Source organism: Paraburkholderia sp. MM5496-R1, assembly GCF_050436205.1.
Taxonomy (GTDB): Bacteria; Pseudomonadota; Gammaproteobacteria; order Burkholderiales; family Burkholderiaceae; genus Paraburkholderia; species Paraburkholderia tuberum.
Map to the genome: position 1 here is coordinate 482,331 of NZ_JBNDLT010000002.1, position 22,294 is coordinate 504,624.

A 22,294-nucleotide genomic window follows, 5' to 3' on the forward strand; every position below is an offset into this window, starting at 1 on the left:
CATCTGATCTGTCGAAGTGACGGTCATTCAGATGCAACAACAACTCTTGCCATCGGGAGGCAAAACCCTATTCCCATCGCCCGTTTTTGTGGCACTTAGAACCTGTTCCAATCCCAGCAAGGAGTATGAAATGCAGCCCTTCAACGACGACGCAGACGTGGTTCACTTCATCAACGGTCGCCGCGTGCCTGGCTCAGGCACTCGAAAGCAGCCGATATTCAACCCCGCGACCGGTTCTCCGGCACGCATGCTGCACCTCGGCGACGCGTCCGACGTAAGTGCCGCCGTAGCGTCGGGGAAACAGGCGTTCCAGGGATGGAGTAATACGCCACCCATCCGTCGCGCGCGCGTCATGCGCCGCTTTCTCGAACTGATGAACCAGCACAAGGACGAACTGGCAGCGATCATGACCGCCGAGCACGGAAAAGTGTTCAGCGATGCGCAAGGCGAAGTGGCACGGGGCATCGATGTGATCGAGTTTGCCTGCGGCATTCCGCAATTGCTGAAGGGTGACCATACGGAACAGGTGTCGACCGACATCGACAACTGGACGACCCGGCAACCGCTCGGCGTTGTCGCGGGAATCACGCCTTTCAACTTTCCGTGCATGGTTCCTTGCTGGATGTTTCCGATCGCGATTGCCGCAGGCAATGCGTTCATTCTGAAGCCCAGCGAGCGTGATCCCTCAGCGTCGCTCTACATGGCCCGCTTGCTGCAGGAAGCCGGGTTGCCTGACGGAGTGTTCAACGTCGTGCAAGGGGACAAGATAGTCGTGGATGCTCTGCTCGAACATCCTGACGTAAAAGCGATCAGTTTCGTCGGTTCGACGCCGATTGCCAACTACATCTACGAGACGGGGGCAAAGCACGGAAAACGGATCCAGGCGCTTGGCGGAGCGAAGAATCACATGGTTGTGATGCCCGACGCCGACATTGATCAAGCCGTCGACGCTTTGGTCGGCGCAGGCTACGGCTCCGCGGGGGAACGGTGCATGGCGATCTCGGTCGCAGTCCTCGTAGGCGACGTTGCGGACAAGCTGATTCCGCGGCTCGCTGATCGAGCACGCTCCGTAATAGTAAAGAACGGCACGGAGCCCGACGCCGAGATGGGGCCGATCGTCACACGTCAGGCGCTGGAACGCATTGAAAACTACATCGCGATTGGCGTCGAAGAAGGCGCGTCGCTGGTTGTCGATGGACGCGGCCTCAAAGTTCCGGGGCACGAGGAAGGCTTTTTTACCGGTGCCACGTTGTTCGACCACGTCACGCCGGAGATGCGAATCTATCAAGAGGAAATCTTCGGACCGGTGCTGTCCTGCGTCCGTGCGAAGGACTTTACAGAGGCCGTCGACCTGGTCAACGCGCACGAATTCGGCAATGGCGTCGCCTGTTACACTCGCGACGGACACATCGCGCGCGAGTTTGGCCGGAGAATTGAGGTTGGAATGGTTGGCATCAACGTACCGATTCCGGTACCGATGGCGTGGCACGGATTTGGCGGCTGGAAGCGTAGCTTGTTCGGTGACACGCACGCGTATGGAGAAGAAGGCGTCCGGTTCTATACGCGTCAGAAGTCAATCATGCAACGCTGGCCGGAGAGTATCGAGCAAGGTGCCGAATTCGCGATGCCGACGGCGAGGTAGTCTTTCCACTGCAAAACCCGCTATAGCTCCCGTGCTGCCACATCCCGGCACGGGAGAGCACACCACCGGTCCTGAAGTCGCAGACCTTCAAAGCCGATCTGAAGCGCCCGACATCATGCGCTACGGCAAATGTCGACAACCGTGCGACCGCTCAGCTTTCCATCCATCATTTGCACGGCTGCCTCCGGCACGTCGTGCAACGCTATCCGGTGCGTGAGTTCGGCGAGCTTTGCTCGATCCAGATCCGCAGCGAGCCGATTCCACGCTATCTGACGATGAGCGATCGGACACATAACCGAGTCGATGCCCAACAGTTTTATACCGCGCAGAATGAAAGGCGCAACGTTCGCCGGGAACTCCATGCCTTGCGCGAGACCGCATGCCGTTACGGCGCCGCCATATTTCGTCTGTGCGCATGCGTTGGCAAGCGTATGCGAGCCGACAGAATCCACAACCGCCGCCCAGCGCTCTTTCTGCAACGGCTTGCCGGCTGCCGACAGCGAGTCCCGATCGACCACATCGGCGGCGCCGATACGCTTCAGAAAATGCGCCTGCTCCGGCTTGCCCGTCGATGCCACGACCGTAAATCCCCAACTGCTCAATAGCGAGATTGCCACGCTGCCCACACCGCCGCTCGCGCCGGTCACGAGGACTTCACCGTCGGCCGGCTTGACACCGGCCTGTTCCAGCGCAAGGCAGGATAGCATCGCCGTGTAACCGGCCGTCCCGATTGCCATGCTTTCGGCCGTTGATAGTCCCTGCGGTACCGCAATCAGCCAGTCGGCCTTCAGGCGGGCTTTCTCTGCGAGGCACCCCCAGTGTGTTTCGCCGAGGCCCCATCCGTTGACGAGGACAATATCTCCCGCTTTCCAGCGAGAATCGGTCGATGTCACCACCTCGCCGGCGCCATCGATACCCGCGACCATTGGCCAGGCGCGTACGACCGGACCGCGGTTCGTGACCGCTAGCGCGTCCTTGTAGTTAAGCGTCGAGTGCGCGATACGAACGAGCACTTCGCCGGCTGCGAGGGGATGCTCGTCGAGGGTTCGGTCATCGAGGCGGGTAACCCCGGCCGAAAAACCATTGTCATTCTGCTGCAGATAAAGGGCTGAAAAAGCCATGCTTGACCTCTTTGACGGTAAACGCAGGCGATCAGGCATGGCGAAGTGATACATCCGGACAACATAAACCATTCAAGGATGTACCACTACGCCATGCCCGACGGCTTCCACGGGAATAATGCGACAGGTGCCGCGGCAAGCAATGTCACGTCGCTATCTGTCGCGCCGCGCTTCTGGACCTCAGCCACTCCATCGTCACCAGAAGCAGGCTGGAAAATACAATCAGAATTGTCGCAAGGGCAGCAATCGTCGGCGTAATGTTTTCCCGGAGGCCGATGAACATCTGCAACGGCAATGTACCTTGTGTCGGACCCGCGATGAACATCGTGATGACGACATCATCGAGCGACGTGGCGAATGCAAACAGGGCTCCAGAAATAACGCCCGGCGCAATGATGGGCAGGGTGACGGAGAAGAACGTCGTGACGGGCGACGCACCGAGGCTCAGGCTCGCGCGCACGTAATTCTGGTTGAACCCGGCAAGGGTGGCGTTGACAGTGACCACCACGAATGGAGCAGCGATAGCGGTATGACCCAAAATCAGACCAAGGTACGACCCGGCTAACCCCCACTTCGCAAAGAACAGATACATCCCGACGGCAGTGACGATCACCGGCACGATCATCGGCGAGATCAAAATGCCGATCAGCGCGCCCTTGCCTTTGAACGTCGCCTTGTTGAGGCCCAACGCGGCCAACGTCCCGAGGACAGTGGCCAGGATCGTGGCAAGCGGGGTTACGATGAAGCTGTTTTTTCCGGCACGAAGCCAGTCAATCGACGTAAACAGATTGTGGTACCACTTGAACGAGAACTTGTGTATCGGATAGATCAGGAATGTATTGTCCGTGAAAGAAAGCGGGATGATCACCAGTATCGGCAAGACCAGAAAAAGCAGGATCATGACATTGGTCGATCGCAAAACGTAGTGCCACGCGATCTCGGGAGCCGATGTATAAGGTGCAAAACGCAATACGGTCGTTTTCATGGTCCTAACCTACCTTCAGTTCGTTGCCGACGATCTTTCGATAAACACCGAAGAGTATCAACGTCACGAGAAGCAGAACCGCTCCCAGTGCGCACGCCATCCCCCAGTTCAAGGCCACATTCGTGAAATAGGCAATGTAGTAGCTCACCATCTGGTCGCCGGCTCCGCCCAGCAATGCCGGAGTAATGTAGTAGCCCAAAGCCGTGATGAATACCAGCAGTCCGCCGGCGCCGACTCCTGGCAGCGTTTGCGGAAAGTAGACCTTCCAGAACGCGCCGAACGGGTGACTACCCAGCGAGATCGCTGCCTTCGTATAGCTGGCTGGCACCGATTTCATGACGCTGTACAGCGGCAGAATCATGAACGGCAGGAGGATATGAGTCATCGAGATCAGCACCCCCGTCCGGTTGAACAGCAGTGTCAATGGAGACGATATCAGGTCCAGCGACAGCAACGCCTTGTTGACGAGGCCCGATCCTTGAAGGATGACAATCCAGGCGGAGATCCGCACGAGGATCGAAGTCCAGAAGGGAAGGAGCACCAGGATCATCAGCAGATTTGCCTTACCCGCCGGCAGACTGGAGATCCAGTATGCCAGGGGGTAGCCGAGGAGCAGCGCGGCGAGCGTTACCAGGCCGCTAATCACGAACGTTCGCTTGAATACCTCCCGATATGCCGAGGCGCCTGGATCAACCGGAACGATGTCACCGGCAGAATTGCGACGGTAGTCCATCGTCGCGAGGAGATACTGGCTTGTGTATCGGGATGAATCTTTAGCGATTACCTGCCAGTAACCGGGATCTTCCCAACGCCTGTCGATTTCGATCAGCTTTTGTCGCACCTCGTGCGCAGGCAGCGCTGAATCATCGTCGCCGAACGGCAGTGCGCTCGAAGTCTTGTAAAACAGCGAACGGAAACCCGCCTTCTGCCCGTTCAGTCGACCGGCAGCGGTACCCGAACTGTTGTTCCCGCCGTTGCGCTCGATATCCAGCATCAGCCCGCGAAAAGCGTCATCCGGAACTGCCGATTTCCGATCCCAGTTTCGCAGCGCCGCCGTCGTGTCTGGCAACGCGTCAACGACTTCCGGACTCTGAATCGACCGCGAAATCATGGATGCAACGGGCATCACGAATACCAGAAAAATGAAAATAGCAAGAGGAGCGACCAGCGCCAGCGCCGCCATTTGCTTACGTAAATTCACGTTCCTAAGCGATCGCTTGAGCTCACGCAAATGCCAATCCTGCTGCTGAGTAGTTACCGCGCTCATGTCTCTCTCCTTCGCGTACCCATGCGTTCGAGCGATGGGTACGCGATTCGCGTTATTTCGCTGCCCACGCGGTGAAACGCTGTTCTAGCGCATCACCGTGGTCGGTCCAGAACTCTACGTCGTTGGGGATAGCGGTTTTGCCGTTCTTCGGCGAGTTAGGCAGGTTTTCAAGAGTGGCTGCATCGAGCAACTTTAAAGCGTTCTTGTTGGTTGGCCCGTACGGAATGTGCCGCGCGAACGCAGCTTGAGCCTGAGGTTCGAGCACGTAGGCAATGTACTTCTCGGCTGCATCCTTATTTTTCGAGCCCTTCGGAATCACGAAAAAGTCCAGCTCATAGATGCTTTGGTCCCACGAGATACCCAGGTTCTTGTTCCCTGCCCGCATTGCGGCGTCGATGCGGCCGTTATACGCGGTGGACATCGAAACGTCACCGGCGACCAGGAACTGCGGCGGCTGTGCGCCAGCCTCCCACCACTGAATGTATGGCTTGAGCTCGTCCATCTTCTTGAACGCCCGATTGACGCCAGCCTCCGTGCCCAGCACGGTGTACACGTCTTTTGCCGGAACGCCATCTGCCATCAGTGCGAACTCGAGGTTATAACGCGCCTCCTTCTTCATGCCACGTTTGCCAGGAAATTTCTTGACGTCCCAAAAATCCTTCCAGCCCTGTGGCGTGCCCTTCGTCAGCGTCGGGTTGTATGCCAGCACGGTCGACCACACGAATGTGCCGGCAGCGCAGGGAGTCACCGATCCAGGCACCAGATCACCCTTTTTCGCGATCTTCGACCAGTCGAGCTTCTCGAAAAGTCCGTCCTGACAGCCGCGTCCGATGTCTGCCGACTCGACTTCAACGACATCCCACGTGACATCTTTGGCGTCGACCATCGCTTTGACTTTGGCCATTTCGCCCGTGTACTCAATCGCATTCGTCGGAATACCGCTCGCTTTCGAGAACGGTTCAACCCAGGCAGCCTTCTCGGCGTTCCCCACGGCGCCACCGTAATTGACCGTCGTAAGGCCATCGGCCAATGCGAAAGCGGAACAACACATCATGGCAGCCACGCCGACCGTATTTCTAAAGAACCTCATTTCGTTCTCCTTGGCACAAGGTGATTTCGCTACGCGTGGTCAATTAAAGACTCTCAGATGATCTTCATGAAACGACAACGCGATTCGATTTCCCGGTTGGACATGGGCCGCCCCGTCCTGCCCGAGCGGAACCTTCACGAAACACTCTGTTTCTCCGGGGCAGCGGCAGCGTAGCCGGACGTGATCGCCGAAGTAGATCATCCCAAGCGTTTCGCTGTTGATGACATTGCGCTGCTGTTCGGATTGCCGTCCAATCGAGAGCCGCTCGGGACGGATCACCCCTGTGGCGTGGCTACCCACATTGAGCCCGGCAACATTCAGCGCACGTACGGTCGTACCGTCTGCAATGCGCAACTCGCAATAATTACCATCCCGGCTTACGACGGTGCCTTCCACCCGGTTACTGTCACCAATGAAGTTGGCTACAAACAGATTCCTCGGCGATTCGTAGAGCGAGTCGACCCGGTCGAGCTGTTGGATCACCCCCTGATCAAAGACCGCTACTCGATCAGACATCGTGAGCGCCTCACCTTGATCGTGTGTAACGTACACAAAGGTCAGGCCAAGAGATTCGTGCAATGCCTTGAGCTCTATCTGCATGTGCTCGCGCAGCTGTTTGTCCAGCGCGCCAAGCGGTTCGTCCATCAGCACAAGCTTTGGGTTGAACACCAACGCACGCGCAAGCGCCACTCGCTGTTGCTGACCGCCTGAGAGCTGACCTGGCATTCGCTTACCCAGCTTTTCCATGTGGACCATCTCGAGCGCCCGCTTGACGCGCGCGGCCCGCTCGTCTGCCGGCATCTTGCGAACCTTGAGGGGATACTCGAGGTTCTGTCCGACGGTCAGGTGTGGAAAGAGTGCATAGTTCTGAAATACCATTCCAATGTCGCGTTTATGCGGCGGAATACGATTAAGTAACTGACCATCCAGCCAGATTTCTCCATCGGTTGGGTATTCAAACCCGGCGAGCATCATGAGACAGGTGGTCTTTCCCGAGCCGGACGGACCAAGCAAAGTGAGAAACTCCCCCTTCTGGATGTCGAGATTCAGGTCTTTGACGACGAGTGTTTCTCCGTCGTATGTCTTCCGAACATTGCGGAAGCTCACAAATGTGTTGCCCTGGTCTTGCATGATCGTTACCCTCAATGTCTTTCGGTGCGGAAGGCACCTGGCAGCGCAGGCGGTAGTGCTGTGTCTGCAGATCGGCTGCGGCGACAGGGAGGCGCGCAGGGTACCTCCTTCCCCGTGCCTCGCCATGGGCGTTTTCGCGCCATGTGCTGCGTAGCTCGATTGAGGTTCTCGATAACGATTTCTGCGCCTCGCCGGGTGTTTTCGGTACCCGGGAGCTTGCGGTGTCGTACGTGCATCTTCGTCTCCAATCTTATAAATATTCGAACACCCCTTCGCTACAGCCTTTTTTCTTCCAGGGTGCTTGCTGCTATCGGCCGCGCCCACCCATCAGCGGAGCGGTTGCGATTTGTTCCGGCTTGCCCGCAACGGTGACGTGTTCAGCTGGGCAAGTACTCTTCGCACCAGCTTTCGCCGACCGCCCCTCGCGCAATCAACGTCGCAATCTGGGTATCGCTGTAGCCCATCTTGCGCAGAACCCCTCGGGTCGAGGCACCAAACTTTTCTGCTGGCGCCAGTGCGCGGATCGGAGCAACGTGAGGGCGAATCGCAAAAGGATCGAGTTGGATGACGCGTCGTCCACTCGGATGCTCGGCATACACACTGAATGAATAGCTGGCGTTATCGATACCCGGACGATTGTCTGCAGGGCGGCTGTAGCGTTGGCGCAAGTTGTCGATATTGTCCGGAATGGCTGCCGCCACATTGGCCGCTTGCAACCGCGTCTGCCAGGTTTCGGCGGAGGCCGTGGCGAACGCGGAACTGAGAAACGCTGCGGGATCTGCCGCGTCGCGGATGCCCGTCAGCCCCTCTACGGCGTTTAGCTTGTCCAGTTCCTTTTCGCTGGCGTCCACATACAACCAGTCATCCGCGGCCCGAAAGAAGCGTGACAGGTTGCCAAAGCCCTGGGCGCTACGGCCGGAAGGCTCATCGAACGGGGCCCCGCCGTGGGTAGTCGTAGCAGAAGGGAATCTGCACCAGGTTGCCGAGCGATGCCAGGGAGGTCCGGGCGCGGCTGATCTGGCCGGTTCTGGCTTTGCGATATAACGCGGCGGCAACGCCGAGCGCTGCAGCGAACCCGCAATTCACGTCAATGGTTCCGACGTGAGCGTGTTCCTCTGGCGTTGCCATGCCGCCGCCGAAGCGCAGCATGATGCCGGTGCTGGCCTGGATCAAGTCGTCGTAACCGAGATAATCGGTCCGCGGGCCGCGACGCGGTCCCCCAAAGCAATCCAGTTGACAGAAGATCACGCCAGGGTTGACGGCCTGGAGACTGGCTTCGTCAAGACCCAAAGGTGCCAGTTGACGATCCGGTGCATTCATCACGATCACATCAACCGAACGAACCAATTGGTTAAACACCTCGCGTCCGTCAGGGTGGTTCAGGTCGACCAGGACACTTTGCTTGCCGCGGCCCGAAGACATGCCAAAGACCACTGTGTTCCAGGGATCATAGTTGGGCGTTACGGGGTCGAGCTTGATAACCTCGGCGCCGAACCGGCCGAGGTAGGAGGTCGAATGCGGACCCGCGATGACATTGGTCAGATCGAGGACACGCACACCGTCAAGCCAGCCGCCAACATGCTGTTCAGATGGGGGCGGCAGTGCCGTGGGCGCGCACTTATCCAGGATGGCCAGGGCTTCTTTGAGACTCACCGTGCGGCGTGAATCGGGCGAGAGCATCAAGTCGGCACTGTCTTCCAGCCAGGCGATCGCGCCGGGCTGTTTCATGTTGCCGTACTGGTGGTCGTCGACATCGACCACCAGACCCGCGGCGTTGGCGTGCTCGTCATGCAACCATTCTTGAGTCGATCGGTGGGGCGCACCGGGAAACCGGCCTTCGCCGAAAATTTTTTCCCACTCGGTCGCTGTCTTGGTCAGGAACACCTCCTTCATGCGTGCCGAAATGCGCCGGGCCCAATGGTCAGGCAACGGGTAGACACCGAGTGAGGCGTCCCCCTCCCACTGAGAGATAGGAAGGTAGGGGTCGCTCACTGTCGGCAGCCCGGCAGATAGCATTTCCTCGTACAACCCCATCGCCTGAAGGCAACGCCTGGCGTGCGAGCGGTGTGACGGGCATACCGCGTAGAACTTGCGACCGTCCGCGCACTCGTAGGTGCGGTAAAAGGGGTCGAGATATTCTTGCAGTTCTTCGTAGCTGAGGTTCATCGGAAGATTTTCCGACCGCCGCCGCTCAATTTCCTTTTCGCGCAAGGTCTTGTAGCGTTCGGGATAACCGTCGATCTTGATCGAGTTGTAAGACAGCCCCTCCATCACCGCCGCAGCCAGAGGCACCTCGATTTGATCACCCACTCCCGTGCGCTCCCGCGCTTGCAGAGCGAGTGCCACCGCGGAGACAGCCAGCATGGTGCCGTAGGACGAGGCTAGCGGCAGCGGCGAAAAGCTCGGGTTTATTCCCATCAGTACGCGGTTCTGACCCATATCGGTGAATACCCCGGAGGCCGACGCAATAATCGGCTCGAGGGCGCGCCAGTGACGACGCAACTGGTCGTTGCTGGCGAAGCCAGGGATGGACAGCGTAATGAGCTCGGGCCTTTGACGACGCAGCTCGGCGAAGTCCAGACCCAACCGGGTCATGACGCCCGGCCGGAAGTTCTCGATCACGATATCGGCACGCGCGATGAATGCCATGGCCGCCTCGAGCCCCTGCGCGGACTTCAGGTCAAGCTGCAAGCAATACTTGTTGCGGTTCAGTACGGCATTGGCCGGGCTGTCCCAAAGCGGCCCAGCAGGGGGATCGATGTGAATGACGGTGGCGCCGAGATCCGCCAGGATCATCGCCACGGCCGGGCCGGCGATGTACTGGCCAAAGTCGATGACTTTCACGCCGCTAAAAGGCAGTTGATCATGCTTTCCCATGGCTCACAGACTCATCTCCAGGACCTGCAGATCTTCCGAAACGCAGGTCATCATTGTGGTGGGTCGCCGCCAGCACCAATCAACCGCATTTCGAATGCGAGGCGAGGGGCCTTGGCGACGAACTGGGGATCACTGTCGGATACAACGGGGAGCCGGTAAAGCAATAAAAAAAACGAGGATGGGGCTATTTTATTTATGGCTCAGGCCGGCGGAGTGAACGCGCAGGAAAATGACCAGTCGATCGCTGGCAGCCCGGCGAAATGGACGTGCGATGTCAACCTGCCTGCTCAGTTCCGCGCACGCCCCTCCTGAGCCTTCGCACTCAACCAGGCCACGAACGCCGCGGCATCAGGGTTGACGATGCTGTGAGGAGAATAGACCAGGTAGAACGCTTCACTGGTCGTAAGCCGGGATTTGAAAGGCGCTATCAGTTGCCCGGTGTCCAGCATCGACTGGACCAGCGACGAGCGCGCCAAGGCCACCCCTTGACCAAGCTCGGCCATTCTCAAAGCAGAGATCAAGGTATCGAACTGCATTCCCTTCGAAGAGTCGACCTGTCCCGCGCCTGCTTTCTTCAACCAGTATCCCCAGCCCTCCTCGTAGCCCAGGACGTGGAGTAGTTCGTGGTAACGGAGATCCTTCGGAGTAGCCAGTGGCGCCTGTTCGGAGGGCAAGAATGGGGCGCAGACCGGCAGCAACGTATCCCAGGTCAGCCGCTCGGCCTTGAGTCCCGTCCATTCTCCATGTCCATAGCGGATTTCCATATCGGCTTCGACGTCGGTCACGCTCGAATCGCCCCCCCAGATGTTGCTGGTGATACGCAGATTGACCTCGGGGTGGCGTTCACGAAAGTCGGGTAAGCGCATTGCCAGCCAATGGGTAAAAAACACCAGGCTGACGCGAACGGTAAGGACTCTGCCGTGACCTTGCCCGAAGATCTCTTCAGTTGCGGCCGCCAGTCGCTCTACGGCCTCGTGGACAACCGGCAAATAGGCTAGCCCGGCCTCCGTGAGCTCGAGTCCTCTTGGCAAGCGCTTAAAGAGGACTGCCCCCAACTGCGACTCGAGTCCCTTCACCTGTTGGCTTACCGCCGCCTGGGTCAGGCTCAACTCTGTCGCCGCATGGGTGAAACTGAGATGCCGGGCAGAGGATTCAAATGCGCGCAACCAGTTAAGCGGAGGTAATCGTTTTCTCATTCTGCAGACCGTTTGACTAAAGCTGTCCGACTTCGCGGATTAGTTGCGTGTTGCGGCAACTCAGGATCCCCTAGACCCGCGGACGCGGCGGCGTTCCCAGGCGTCGACGAGTGCGTACGCACTCCAATTGGGCAATCGAACATATGTTAGCGCGGAATTTCGAGCACTCTGAAATGACAAGCCTGGTGGGGCGGTTTCAAGAGCGTTCTCACAGGCACTCGCACGCCCGCGAGCATAAAAAAACCTTGAGCTTGCAACAAGAATCTTTGGCTTTGACGGGCGGCGCGCGCCCCTTAGACTGGCTTCGCAATCATTCGAACCTCAACGGTCACGATGCGAACCACTCCCCCGCAACTCAAGGTCGACGTCTGGCGCGGTAACAACGAAGGCAGCTTTCAGCGCTTCGACGTGCCGCGCATGGAAAGTCAGACCGTGCTCGACGTGGTGATCCACATCCAGCGCCATCTGGATGCGACGCTGTCCTATCGCTTTGCGTGCCGGGTCGGCATGTGCGGTTCATGCGCAATGACCGTGAACGGCCGCGCGCGATGGACCTGCCGCACGCACGTCACCAAAGTCATGAAGCACGCCGGTGACGTGCTCGAAATCGCGCCTCTCAATCACCTGCCCGTCATCAAGGATCTGGCGACGGATATGACCGCCTTCTTCGACAAATGGCGCGACGCGAAGGGCTATTTCAAGGGCGAGCACACGCGTAACGAACCTGCCACTTGCGTCGATCCCGCCTCCGCCGAACGCAAGGCGGCCGACGCGGGGATTGAATGCATCGGCTGCGGTGTCTGTTATGCGAGCTGCGACGTCGTCGCATGGAACCCCAACTATCTCGGACCCGCCGCGCTCAATCGTGCGTGGACGCTCGTCAACGACGTACGCGACATCCAGCAGCAAACCCGCGTCGCAGCCGTCTCCAACGACGCAGGCTGTCATTCGTGCCATACGCTCGGCTCGTGTACCGAACGGTGTCCCAAGTCGCTGCAGCCGACGGCCAGCATTGCCGGCCTGAAGCGGCTTCGCGGCCATGCGCCGAAAGGAGAACCGCGATGATGAGCGGCTGGCGGTTGCAGCGCCTGTCGGCGATGGTGCTGACCTTATGCGTGGCCGTCCATCTTGTCACCATGATTATCGTCGTGCATGGCGGGCTGAGCGCGGCGAACGTGATCGGGCGTCTGCACGGCAATACGGCGTGGGCGCTGTTCTATTCAGTGTTCGTGCTTGCGTCGTCCGCGCATGTGCCTGTCGGCTTGAGAAGGATCGCCGAGGAGTGGCTCGGCTGGCGCGGGCGCAGCGTCGGGGTGGCGAGCGTGATCGTCGGCATTGCGTTGGCGATTGCCGGTCTGCGCGCGGTCTTCGCGCTGGTAGGAGGGCCGCAATGAGCGACATGGCACGCGCAGCGAAACCGGCAACAGACACGAACCACGCCCGACACCGCACCCCTGGCCGGCGCGCCGACTCGCGCGCGCGCAACCATCCCGCGTGGTGGGCCTTTCTTGTGCACCGTCTGTCCGGACTCGCGCTCGCCTTCTTTCTGCCGCTGCACTTCTGGGCGCTCGGCACCGCTTTGCACGGTGCAGCATCGTTCGAGTCGTTTCTCGCCGTGACGAGGCAACCCGCCTTCGTATTCGCCGAGTGGGGCCTCGTCACGTTGCTGGCCGCGCATCTGTTCGGCGGCGTGCGCATTCTGCTCATCGAATACCGGCCATGGAGCGGTTTGCGCAAGAACCTGATCGCGGCGACAGCGGGCGGCGCATTGGTCATCGGGCTGGCGTTTGCGCTGTCGCTCACGTCGTGAACGCACGGTCCCCCGACGGAGATTCATCAATGGACATGCAGCAGATCGAAGAGGTCGCGAAGCAGTTGTACATACGCGCGCTGAAGCATTTGCCGCCCGACATCAAGGACGGTATCGCGCGCCTCGAACGCGCTGAAACCGACGACACCGCGCGCCGCGTGCTGGGCACAATGCGCACCAATATCGCGATTGCCGAAGATCAGGACAACCTGCTGTGCCAGGACACCGGGCTGCCGATCTACAACGTGACGATCGGCACGGGCCTCGCGCTCGACGGCGTCGCGTTGAAAGCAGCGATCCGGCGCGGCTGCGAACGGGCCACGCGCGAGCATCCATTGCGCTCGTCGGTCGTGCATCCGTTGACGCGGAACAACGAACATTCGTCTTGCGGCGTGCTGATGCCCGCGATCCATATCGACTTCGACTCGACAGCCGACACGCTCGTGATCGAAATGATTCCGAAGGGCAGCGGTTCGGAAAACAACTCGTTTCTGAAAATGGCGATTCCGGCGGAAGGTGTCGACGCGATCAAACGCTTCGTGATCGACTGCGTGGTCGATGCGGGCGGCAAGACGTGTCCGCCGACGATTGTAGGCGTGGGCATCGGCGGTACCTCGGATCTGTGCGTGTGGCTCGCCAAGCGTGCCGCGACGCGCGCGCTCGGTACGCATTGCGACGATCCGGCGGCGGCCGCGCTGGAGCAGGAACTGTCGGCCGCGGTGAACCGCCTGGGCGTCGGCCCGCAGGGGCTCGGCGGCGACGCGACTTCGTTCGCGGTCCACCTCGAACTGGCGGCGACGCATATCACGATGAATCCGGTTGCCGTGAACATGCAGTGTCATTCGGCCCGCCGCGCGCGCGCCACGCTGACGCCGGCGGGCGTCGAGTACGGCTACTGACACGCGGGCTGTCCGCATCGGCACGCACACCGTCAAGGAACGATCGATGACTCATCACACCCTGTCCATGCCCGCTAGCGAAGCGCAGATTCGCGCGTTGCGCACGGGCGACACCGTTACGTTGACAGGCACGCTGTTCGGCATCCGCGACGCCACGCAGATCCATATGTTCGACCGTGGCCGCACGACTCGTTTCGATCTGCGCGGCCATGCGGTGATTCACACCGCGCCGAACGTGCGCAAGGTGCCACGCTCGGACGCACATCCGGCGGGCTACGAGCCCGTTTGCGTCGGCACGACGACGTCCGCACGCATGGAGCGCTTCACCGCGGCGCTGATGGCGCAGTACGGCGTGCGCATCGTGATCGGCAAGGGCGGGCTCGGGCAGGCGTCGAGCGATGCGTTCGCAAAATACGGCGGCGTGTATCTCGCGATCGTCGGCGGCACGGCGGCGCTGGAGACGACATGGATCGAACAGATCGAAGACGTCGATCTCGACGACCTGAACCCCGAATCGCTATGGCGCTTCAGGATCGGCGAATTCGGCCCGCTGCTCGTCGCGATGGATAGTCACGGCGGCAGCGTCTACACGAAGGTCCAGCAGAGCACGCGTGAGCGGCGCGAAGCGGTGCTCGCGTCGCTGGGCATCAGAAGCTGAACGAACGCAGCGTCGTTCATCACGGGGAACCGACCGTGAAGCACGTGGATACCGACATCCTGATTCTCGGCAGCGGCGGCGCGGGCCTGTTTGCCGCGCTGCATGCGCAGGCCGACGCGCCGCAGTTGCGCATCACGATCGCCGTGAAAGGATTGCTCGGCAAATGCGGTTGTACGCGCATGGTGCAGGGCGGCTATAACGTCGCGCTGGCACAGGGCGATTCGATCGAACGTCACTTCATGGATACGATCGAAGGCGGCAAATGGCTGTCGAACCAGGAGCTCGCGTGGACGCTGGTGACACGCGCGGTCGAGCGGATCAACGAACTCGAAAACGAACTGGGCTGCTTCTTCGACCGCAACCCGGACGGCACGCTGAAGCAGAAGGCATTCGCCGGGCAAACCTTCGACCGCACGGTGCACAAGGGCGATCAGACTGGCATCGAGATCATCAACCGGCTTGCCGAACAGGTGTGGGCGCGCGGGATCGAGCGGCTCGAAGAACATCGCGCGGTGGAATTCATCGAGTCCGAAGACGGCAGCGCACTGGCCGGCGTGCTGATGATCGACATTCGCAGCGGCGAATTCGTCTTCGTGCGCGCGAAGGCCGTGCTGCTCGCGACGGGCGGCGGCCCCACGATGTACAAGTACCACACGCCGAGCGCAGACAAGAGTTGCGACGGCATGGCGATGGCGCTGCGTGCCGGCCTCACGTTGCGCGACATGGAGATGGTGCAGTTCCACCCGACGGGCTTGCTGGCGGGCACTCATACGCGCATGACGGGCACCGTGCTCGAAGAAGGGCTGCGCGGCGCGGGCGGCTATCTGCTGACGGGCGACGGCGAGCGCTTTATGCACCGCTACGATCCGCGCGGCGAGCGCGCGACGCGCGACATCGTCTCGCGCAGCATTTTCCGTGAACTGCGCGCGGGCAACACGACGCCGAACGGCGGCGTCTATCTGCGCATGGATCATCTCGGGCCCGACAGCGTGCGCCAGCGTTTCAAGGGCATGGTCGAACGCTGCGCGGATTGCGGCTTCGATCTGGCGGGCGGCCAGGTCGAAGTGGTGCCGACCGCGCACTACATGATGGGCGGCGTGCTGTTCGAGACCGACTGTTCGACGACGCTGCCGGGCCTCTTCGTCGCGGGCGAGGATGCGGGCGGCGTGCACGGCGCGAACCGGCTGGGCGGCAACGGCGTCGCGAATTCGACGGTGTTCGGCGGCATTGCGGGTGAGACGCTCGCGCGCTGGGTGCCGCGCCATGGGCGCCTCGCCACCGCCGATGCCAGTCAGATCGAGCGCGCCATCGAACGTTGCACGCGGCCGCTCGGCCAGCCTGCGGGCGATCTCGAATCGATCCGCGACGACCTGTACGAGTTGATGTGGCGCGACGTCGGCATCCTGCGCGACGAGCAGGGCTTGCTGCGCGCGAGAAGCACATTGATCGACATCGGCGAACGGCTGGACCGCACGGGTGTCGATGGACGCGATCTGCGCTTCAACCTGTCGTGGCACGACTGGATGAACCTGCACAACCTGACGCTCGTTAGCCGCGCGATCACCGAGTCGGCGTTGCTGCGCGAGAATTCGCGCGGCGCGCATTTCCGCGAAGACTTTCCCGACGCCGGAGATCTGGACACATCCGAGTATGTATGCCTGCGGCTTGAGCAGAACGCCTTCGAAACCAGCCGCCGGCGCGTGCAGTTCACGCGCGTGAAGCCCGGTCAGTCGCTGCTCGACGAATCATTGCCACTGGCGGAAACGTCGGCCGCCGTCGTGAAGTGACGCTTCACGGCAGCCGTGAACGCTTCGCGTCCGTGTTCGCGCCGTTCCAGCAGGCCGACGCGGCGCGGCGCGATCCGCTCGGGCAACTCGGTCACGCGCAGCCCTGATTCGTGATTCCAGTTCGCATTCGCGAGACGCGGCACTACCGAAACGCCGAAACCGCGCTTCACCATTTCGCAGATCGATTCGAGCGAGTTCAGCTCCATGATGTCGTGCACGGAAGCGTCGAGCCCGCGCAGCGCGTCGTCGATCAGCATGCCTGTCCACGTCTGCCGGTCGAAACGGATGAACGGCTCACGAAGCAGCGTGTCGACTTGCGCGCGCGGATTGTCAGCCGACGAGATCAGCACCATCGGCTCGTGATACAGCACCGTCCACTTCAACGCGGCGGGAAAGCCGGTGGGCGACTGCGTGACGATGGCGGCGTCGAGTTCTCCGTTCTCCACGCGTCGCGTGAAGTCACTCGACAGGCCCGTGAAAAGCTTCAGTTCGAGGCGCGGGTAGCGGCGTTTCAGATTCAGCATCGCATCGGCGAACGCGCCCATCAGCGACGACACCAGCGCGCCGACCCGCACGACGCCCGCCAGTTCGTCGCGGCCCGCCGTGGCCAGAATCCGCCGATAGTTGGCGACCAGCGTTTCGGCGAGCGGCACGATCGTGCGTCCCTGTTCGCTCAATGCGACCGAGCGCGCGCTCCGTTCAAACAGCACCATGTCGAGATCGCGTTCCAGTGAACGCATCTGCAGGCTCACGGCGGCCTGCGTGAGACACACTTCGTCGGCGGCTGCGGCGAACGAGCCGTGGCGCGCGACGGACAGAAACGTGACGAAATAGCGAATCGCACTCATGACGCCCACTCCGTTTGACGTTGCCGCATCGGCATTACTTTATCGCGTGAACAAGCGATGAGCCCAGCAGCGCCACGCCCGAAGCGAACAGCAGCGCAAGCAGCACCCGCCGAAACGCGGTGTCCGACAGACGCCGATAAAGCCGTGAGCCGAGCCACGCAAACAGCAGCGACGACGGCAGCATCCAGCCGAAGAGTACTAGCGTCTGCTTGCCGATCAGGCCCGTCAGTGCATACGTGACGAGCGTCAGCGATTGCATCGCGATGAAAAAGCTTTGGCAGATCGCGCGCTGCGTATCTTTGTTGTGACCGCGCAGCATGCACCATATGGTCGGTGCCGGACCGACGAGCCCCGCAATGCCGCCCAGAATGCCGCCGACCACGCCGACGCCGCCGTCCGCCCAGGCACCGCCTGCCGTTACCGTCGGCAGATCTTTCGCGGCGAGCATCACGCCGCAATAGACGATCATCAGCAGACCGGCGCCGATCCGAAAGCCGACGGGATCGATGAACGGCAGCAGCGTCGCGCCGATCGGCACGCCGACGATGCCTCCTGCGATGAACGGACCGATGATCTTCGGCCGTATCTGCGAGCGCACCGTATGCACGGTTAGCATCTGTCCGACCAGCGAGCCGACCACCAGCATCGGCCCGATCGCTTGCGGCGGCAGCGCCCATGCCCAGAACACCATCGCGACGAGACCGAACGCAAATCCCGCCAGCCCCGACACGAAGCCCGCGACCGCGCTGCCTCCAATCACCAGCAGCGCGATGTCGGCGCTTAGCAACGAGCCTCCCGTGCGTGCACGCCATGCTTCACGACTGCATGCCCCAGCGTTGCACGGTATGGCGTTCGAGTACGCGGAAGATCAGGTTTTCGACGGCGAGGCCAATCAGAATCACCGTGAACAGACCCGCGAACACGTTCGCGATGTCGAGCAGGTTCTTGTTTTCGTAGATGAACCAGCCGAGGCCGCCGGAACCCGAACTCACGCCGAACACGAGTTCCGCCGCGATCAGCGTGCGCCACGCGAAGGCCCAGCCGATCTTCAGGCCGGTCAGAATGCTCGGGAACGCAGCGGGCACCAGAATCGCGGCGACGTAGCGCCCGCCGCGCAACCCATAGTTGCGCCCGACCATTTTCAGCGTGTTGCTCACCGACAGAAAGCCCGAGTGCGTATTCAACGCGACCGACCATGTCACCGAATGCACGAGCACGAAGATCAGGCTGCCGTTGCCGAGCCCGAACCAGATCAGCGCGAGCGGCAGCAGCGCGATGGCGGGCAGCGGGTTGAGCATCGAGGTCATCGTTTCGAGAAAGTCCGTGCCGATGCGCGAGGTGATCGCGGCGGCCGTCAGCAACGCGGCCAGCAGCAGACCGCAGCCGTAGCCGAGCAGCAATACGTGGATCGACGCCCATGCCTTGCCGGGCAGTTCGCCGTTTGCGATGCTCGTGCAGAACGCGTCGACGGTCGCGCTGAAAGTGGGAAACAGCAACGGGTTGTTGAGCCAGCGTCCGTAGCCTTCCCAGACCAGCGCGAGCAGCGCGAGGATCAGGAACTTGCGCAGCCAGCTCTGGTTGTACAGGCGCTCGAACAGTGACAGCGGCTTTTCGACGACGCTGAAATGCTGTGCATCGCTGGGTTCGCGAATGATCTCGCCGCGCGGCGCGCGCGTGATCATGTCGTCACGGGGCGGATGGACGGATGAGGAACCGTGTGCGGTAGCGTCAGACATTCTCTGCCTCGTGGATTTCGTCTTCGAACAGCATGTGCTGGATGCGTTTTTCGAGCGTGGCAGCGGATTCGCCTGCCGCCGCCGTATCGAGTTCTGCCTTGACCTGCCCCGGGTGCGGCGACAGCAACAGAATCCGGCTGCCGACCTTGATCGCTTCCGGAATCGAATGCGTGACGAATAGCACGGTGAAGCGCGTTTCCTGCCATAGCGTCAGCAGTTCGTCCTGCATCTTGCGGCGCGTGAGCGCATCGAGTGCGGCGAACGGCTCGTCCATCAGCAGGATGTCCGGTTCCATCGCCATGCCGCGCGCAATCGCCACGCGCTGCTTCATGCCGCCCGATAACGTATGCGGATGGCTGTCCGAGAATTTCGTGAGGTTGACCTTGTCGATGTAATGCATCGCGCGCTGTTCCGCTTCGCGCGCCGACAGCCGGTGCGAAGCGAGCAGCGGAAACATCACGTTCTGCTTGACCGTCTTCCACGGCAGCAACTGGTCGAATTCCTGAAAGACCATCATCCGGTCGGGGCCCGGCTTCGTCACCGTCTTGCCCTTCAGCGTGATCGAACCTTCCGTCGGCAGCAGATAGCCGCCGACGCTCTTGAGCAACGTCGACTTCCCGCAACCCGATGGCCCAAGCAAAACGAAACGGTCGCCTTCGAATACCTGAAAGTCGACGCGATACGTTGCCATCACGAGATGCCGCGGCGTCTTGTATTGCAGCGTTACGCCGGCGACATCCAGTAACGGCATGCCGCTCGGCGAGGATGTGGCGCGGGTGGCTCCAGCACGCGTGCGATGCATGATCAACTCCCTTGAAGCGATTGGGCGGTCGGAAAGAACATGTCCTTCCACGAGGCGGGTTTGGTCTTGATCAGGCCCGTGCGTGCCATGAAATCCGCGTATTTGAGCGTGTTTTCGGGCGTGGTCGTGAAGGCGACATCGGGCGACGAAATCATCTTTTCGATGTCGGCGACATTGCTCTTGTCCTTGCTGATGCGCAGGTAGGCGAGTGCGGCCGCGTGCTTGTCCCTGGTGATCTGCGCTTCGGCATCGTCGAGCGCGGCCATGAAGGCTTGCACGAGTTTCGGATTCTGTTGATAGAACTTCGTCATGCACCAGACCAGATTGAATGTCGACTTGCCGCCCAGAACGTCATACGAATTCACAACGGTGCGCACGCCAGGGTGGGCCAATTCCTGTTCCTGAAACGGCGGCGAGCCGAAATGCGCGGTCACTTCGCTATTGCCCGACAGCAGCGCCTGCTGCGCATCGGGATGAGCCAGCGAGACAGTGTATTTATCGAGCTGCCCCTGGTTGCCTGCGCCGAAGGCCTTTTCCGCGGCCATTTGCAACGTGATTGCCTGGATCGACACCTTCGCTGCGGGCAGCGCGATCTTGTCCTTGCCGGTGAAGTCTTTCAACGTTTTCACCGTCGGATTGTTGGTGTTCAACAGCAGCGGCATCGAATTGATCGCCGACAGCGCCTTGACCTCGACGGGCGTGCCGCGCGTACGGGCCCACAGCAGCACGAGCGGCGCGACGCCGCCTGACGCGATCTGCAACGAATCGGACAGCAGCGCGTCGTTCATCACGTTGCCGCCCGCGAATTCGACCCATGACACTTTCAGATTCGGCACGCCCAGTTGCGCGGCGTGCTTTTCGATCAGCTTCTGATCCTGCATCAGCATCAGCGGCAAATAGCTGACGCCGTATTGGCGCGCGATCCGGATCTCCGACAGTTCGGCGCGGGCGGGCGCACTGGTGAGAGCTGCGCCGAGAGCGAGCAGCGTTGAGAGAAATACGGCAACTTTACGAAGGCTCATCGCTGGACACTCCTTGCGACAGGAACGGCACGGCCAATCTGTTGAAATGCGACACCGGATAAACCGGATGGTTGGGGGCTGCGTGTGCTTATTCGGTCTCGCGTGGCTGCGGCCGGCGCAACGCATGCGTCACGCGGCAAGGCGCGACATGAAGGACATGAGCGGGATGACGATGAGGCGGGGTACGCATCGTGAGTGTCTCCTTGTTGCCGGCCTGCTCGCGACAAAACGGTTTGCGCGACGCGGCCGGAATCAGGTTCACAGATGGTGTGTTGTGGGCAACCGGATCGCGCGTGAAATGCCTTGCTTCGGTGACCGTGGCATTCAGCGAATTCAGTGCCGTGTGATTTAACTCATCTGTATGAGTAGCGAGTGTAGGTGATCGTGCTGTTGATTGCAAATGCGGGAAAACGTGACATGTGCGGCGCGCGGCCGGCGGCTTTTGGCGCTGCGCACCGCGCTTGGCTTCTGGCCTTGTCAGAGCGGCTCTTCGTGCGATGCCGAAGCACCGACGTATTCGTAGCGTGCGGTGTTCGCATGCGAGATCCGCACTTCGACGGGCGCCTGATGATACGAATACGCGACGCGCCGCACTTCAAGAAGCGGCGTGCCGTGCGGCACTTCCAGCAGTTTGCTTTCGAGTTCATTGGCTACCGCGACGCGCACGCGTTCCTCGGTGCCGAGCACGTTGATGTTGAACGCATCCTGATAGAAGTTGTACAGCGTGCTCGGCCGGCTGCGCAGCGCGGCTTCCGTCAGGCCCGGAAAACGCGCCTCGGGTACGGTGATGTTGTCGATCATCACCGTTTCGCCATGCAGCGCCAGACGGTTGATGAACGTGAACACGCGCGCGCCCGTTTCGACTTTCAGCAGCGTCGCGATATCGCGCGTAGCCTTGGCCTTCCTGAACTGCACGAGCGTTACGCTCGGGTAGGTCTTGTCGCCGTCCTGGCGGACGATGCGGAAGAAGCGGAAGAAATGACGATCACGCTGGTGTTGCGCGACGAAAGTACCGAGCCCCTGATGGCGCACCAGAATGTTGTCGGCCACCAGTTCGTCGATTGCCTTGCGCAGCGTGCCGATCGATACGCCGAAGCGTTCGGCCAGCCGCTTTTCCGAAGGAATCGTTTCGCCGCCCTTCCATTCGTGCGCGGCCAGCGCGGCCAGCATCGCATTCTTCACTTCCTTGTAGCGCGTGCCGCCGATTGCCGGCGTGGCGGCCGCACCGTTCGGTAGATTGATACCCGTCGTCAACGTATTCATCGTTCTCATCCTGTCGTTGCATCTTCACTGCTGCTGTCTTTCAATTGATTCTACTTCATACGGTTCATCAAACACATATAGATGATCTGGTTGACATATGCAAATGTGCCGCCTAAGATGGGTTCACGCAGGCGAACCAAACCGTACCAACAGACTGGAG

At 60.8% G+C, this 22,294-nt stretch carries 21 protein-coding genes; 7 read left to right on the forward strand and 14 right to left on the reverse strand.

Features of this window, described 5'->3' with window-relative positions; genetic code table 11:
• Positions 1-130 precede the first annotated feature (130 nt).
• Positions 131-1,642: a CoA-acylating methylmalonate-semialdehyde dehydrogenase gene (locus OKW38_RS08960; protein ID WP_090805035.1), complete on the forward strand. Its 1,512-nt coding sequence runs from the start codon at positions 131-133 to the stop codon at positions 1,640-1,642.
• A gap of 113 nt (positions 1,643-1,755) precedes the next feature.
• Here OKW38_RS08960 and OKW38_RS08965 read toward each other — a convergent pair whose 3' ends face one another.
• From OKW38_RS08965 to gcvA, 8 genes are all read right to left on the reverse strand, one after another.
• The gene (locus OKW38_RS08965; RefSeq protein ID WP_429363703.1) at positions 1,756-2,763 is read right to left on the reverse strand and encodes an MDR family oxidoreductase; all 1,008 of its coding nucleotides are present in this window, start codon (positions 2,761-2,763) and stop codon (positions 1,756-1,758) included.
• A 145-nt stretch (positions 2,764-2,908) separates the two neighbouring features.
• Entirely contained in the window at positions 2,909-3,748 is an 840-nt protein-coding gene (locus tag OKW38_RS08970; protein WP_090805030.1) for an ABC transporter permease, read from the reverse strand.
• A gap of 4 nt (positions 3,749-3,752) precedes the next feature.
• Complete coding sequence (locus OKW38_RS08975) at positions 3,753-5,015, reverse strand: ABC transporter permease (RefSeq protein WP_429336558.1); 1,263 nt, start codon at positions 5,013-5,015, stop codon at positions 3,753-3,755.
• 52 nt (positions 5,016-5,067) lie between these two features.
• On the reverse strand, positions 5,068-6,105 hold the full coding sequence (locus OKW38_RS08980) for a polyamine ABC transporter substrate-binding protein (protein WP_090805024.1): 1,038 nt from the start codon (positions 6,103-6,105) through the stop codon (positions 5,068-5,070).
• 39 nt (positions 6,106-6,144) lie between these two features.
• Positions 6,145-7,236 carry an ABC transporter ATP-binding protein gene (locus tag OKW38_RS08985; RefSeq protein ID WP_187629385.1) on the reverse strand — a complete coding sequence of 364 codons (1,092 nt, stop codon included), beginning with the start codon at positions 7,234-7,236 and terminating at the stop codon, positions 6,145-6,147.
• Between the two features lie 377 nt (positions 7,237-7,613).
• Positions 7,614-8,093 carry a hypothetical protein gene (locus tag OKW38_RS08990; protein ID WP_429361077.1) on the reverse strand — a complete coding sequence of 160 codons (480 nt, stop codon included), beginning with the start codon at positions 8,091-8,093 and terminating at the stop codon, positions 7,614-7,616.
• Positions 8,094-8,160: 67 nt separating this feature from the next.
• Complete coding sequence (locus OKW38_RS08995; RefSeq protein WP_429361079.1) at positions 8,161-10,113, reverse strand: CoA transferase; 1,953 nt, start codon at positions 10,111-10,113, stop codon at positions 8,161-8,163.
• A gap of 287 nt (positions 10,114-10,400) precedes the next feature.
• Positions 10,401-11,309, reverse strand: coding sequence for a transcriptional regulator GcvA (gene gcvA, locus OKW38_RS09000; protein ID WP_090805019.1), 909 nt, complete (start codon positions 11,307-11,309; stop codon positions 10,401-10,403).
• Between the two features lie 333 nt (positions 11,310-11,642).
• On the opposite strand from gcvA, the gene OKW38_RS09005 reads away from it, so the two are divergent.
• Genes OKW38_RS09005 through OKW38_RS09030 form a run of 6 tightly spaced genes read left to right on the forward strand, consistent with a single transcriptional unit; the run spans position 11,643 to position 16,463 of the window.
• Positions 11,643-12,374 carry a succinate dehydrogenase/fumarate reductase iron-sulfur subunit gene (locus tag OKW38_RS09005; protein WP_429361081.1) on the forward strand — a complete coding sequence of 244 codons (732 nt, stop codon included), beginning with the start codon at positions 11,643-11,645 and terminating at the stop codon, positions 12,372-12,374.
• On the forward strand, positions 12,371-12,703 hold the full coding sequence (locus OKW38_RS09010; protein ID WP_429361083.1) for a succinate dehydrogenase: 333 nt from the start codon (positions 12,371-12,373) through the stop codon (positions 12,701-12,703). Before OKW38_RS09005 ends, OKW38_RS09010 begins: the two co-directional genes overlap by 4 nt.
• Entirely contained in the window at positions 12,700-13,119 is a 420-nt protein-coding gene (gene sdhC, locus OKW38_RS09015; protein ID WP_187629380.1) for a succinate dehydrogenase, cytochrome b556 subunit, read from the forward strand. The genes OKW38_RS09010 and sdhC overlap by 4 nt, the downstream gene beginning before the upstream one ends.
• A gap of 29 nt (positions 13,120-13,148) precedes the next feature.
• Positions 13,149-14,018: a fumarate hydratase gene (locus OKW38_RS09020; RefSeq protein WP_429361085.1), complete on the forward strand. Its 870-nt coding sequence runs from the start codon at positions 13,149-13,151 to the stop codon at positions 14,016-14,018.
• 46 nt (positions 14,019-14,064) lie between these two features.
• Entirely contained in the window at positions 14,065-14,676 is a 612-nt protein-coding gene (locus OKW38_RS09025) for a FumA C-terminus/TtdB family hydratase beta subunit (protein ID WP_184043520.1), read from the forward strand.
• 35 nt (positions 14,677-14,711) lie between these two features.
• A complete protein-coding gene (locus tag OKW38_RS09030) occupies positions 14,712-16,463 on the forward strand; it encodes an L-aspartate oxidase (protein ID WP_429361087.1) in 1,752 nt (583 codons plus the stop codon).
• Here OKW38_RS09030 and OKW38_RS09035 read toward each other — a convergent pair.
• From OKW38_RS09035 to OKW38_RS09060, 6 genes are all read right to left on the reverse strand, one after another.
• Entirely contained in the window at positions 16,403-17,311 is a 909-nt protein-coding gene (locus OKW38_RS09035) for a LysR substrate-binding domain-containing protein (RefSeq protein ID WP_429361089.1), read from the reverse strand. The genes OKW38_RS09030 and OKW38_RS09035 overlap by 61 nt on opposite strands.
• 34 nt (positions 17,312-17,345) lie before the next feature.
• The gene (locus tag OKW38_RS09040; protein ID WP_090805001.1) at positions 17,346-18,098 is read right to left on the reverse strand and encodes a sulfite exporter TauE/SafE family protein; all 753 of its coding nucleotides are present in this window, start codon (positions 18,096-18,098) and stop codon (positions 17,346-17,348) included.
• A 28-nt stretch (positions 18,099-18,126) separates the two neighbouring features.
• A complete protein-coding gene (locus OKW38_RS09045; RefSeq protein ID WP_429336553.1) occupies positions 18,127-19,047 on the reverse strand; it encodes an ABC transporter permease in 921 nt (306 codons plus the stop codon).
• Positions 19,040-19,849, reverse strand: a complete 810-nt coding sequence (locus OKW38_RS09050) for an ABC transporter ATP-binding protein (RefSeq protein ID WP_244144794.1) — start codon at positions 19,847-19,849, stop codon at positions 19,040-19,042. Before OKW38_RS09050 ends, OKW38_RS09045 begins: the two co-directional genes overlap by 8 nt.
• A gap of 2 nt (positions 19,850-19,851) precedes the next feature.
• Positions 19,852-20,871, reverse strand: coding sequence for an ABC transporter substrate-binding protein (locus tag OKW38_RS09055; RefSeq protein ID WP_090804997.1), 1,020 nt, complete (start codon positions 20,869-20,871; stop codon positions 19,852-19,854).
• 477 nt (positions 20,872-21,348) lie between these two features.
• The gene (locus tag OKW38_RS09060; RefSeq protein WP_090805784.1) at positions 21,349-22,134 is read right to left on the reverse strand and encodes a GntR family transcriptional regulator; all 786 of its coding nucleotides are present in this window, start codon (positions 22,132-22,134) and stop codon (positions 21,349-21,351) included.
• Between the last annotated feature and the right edge of the window lie 160 nt (positions 22,135-22,294).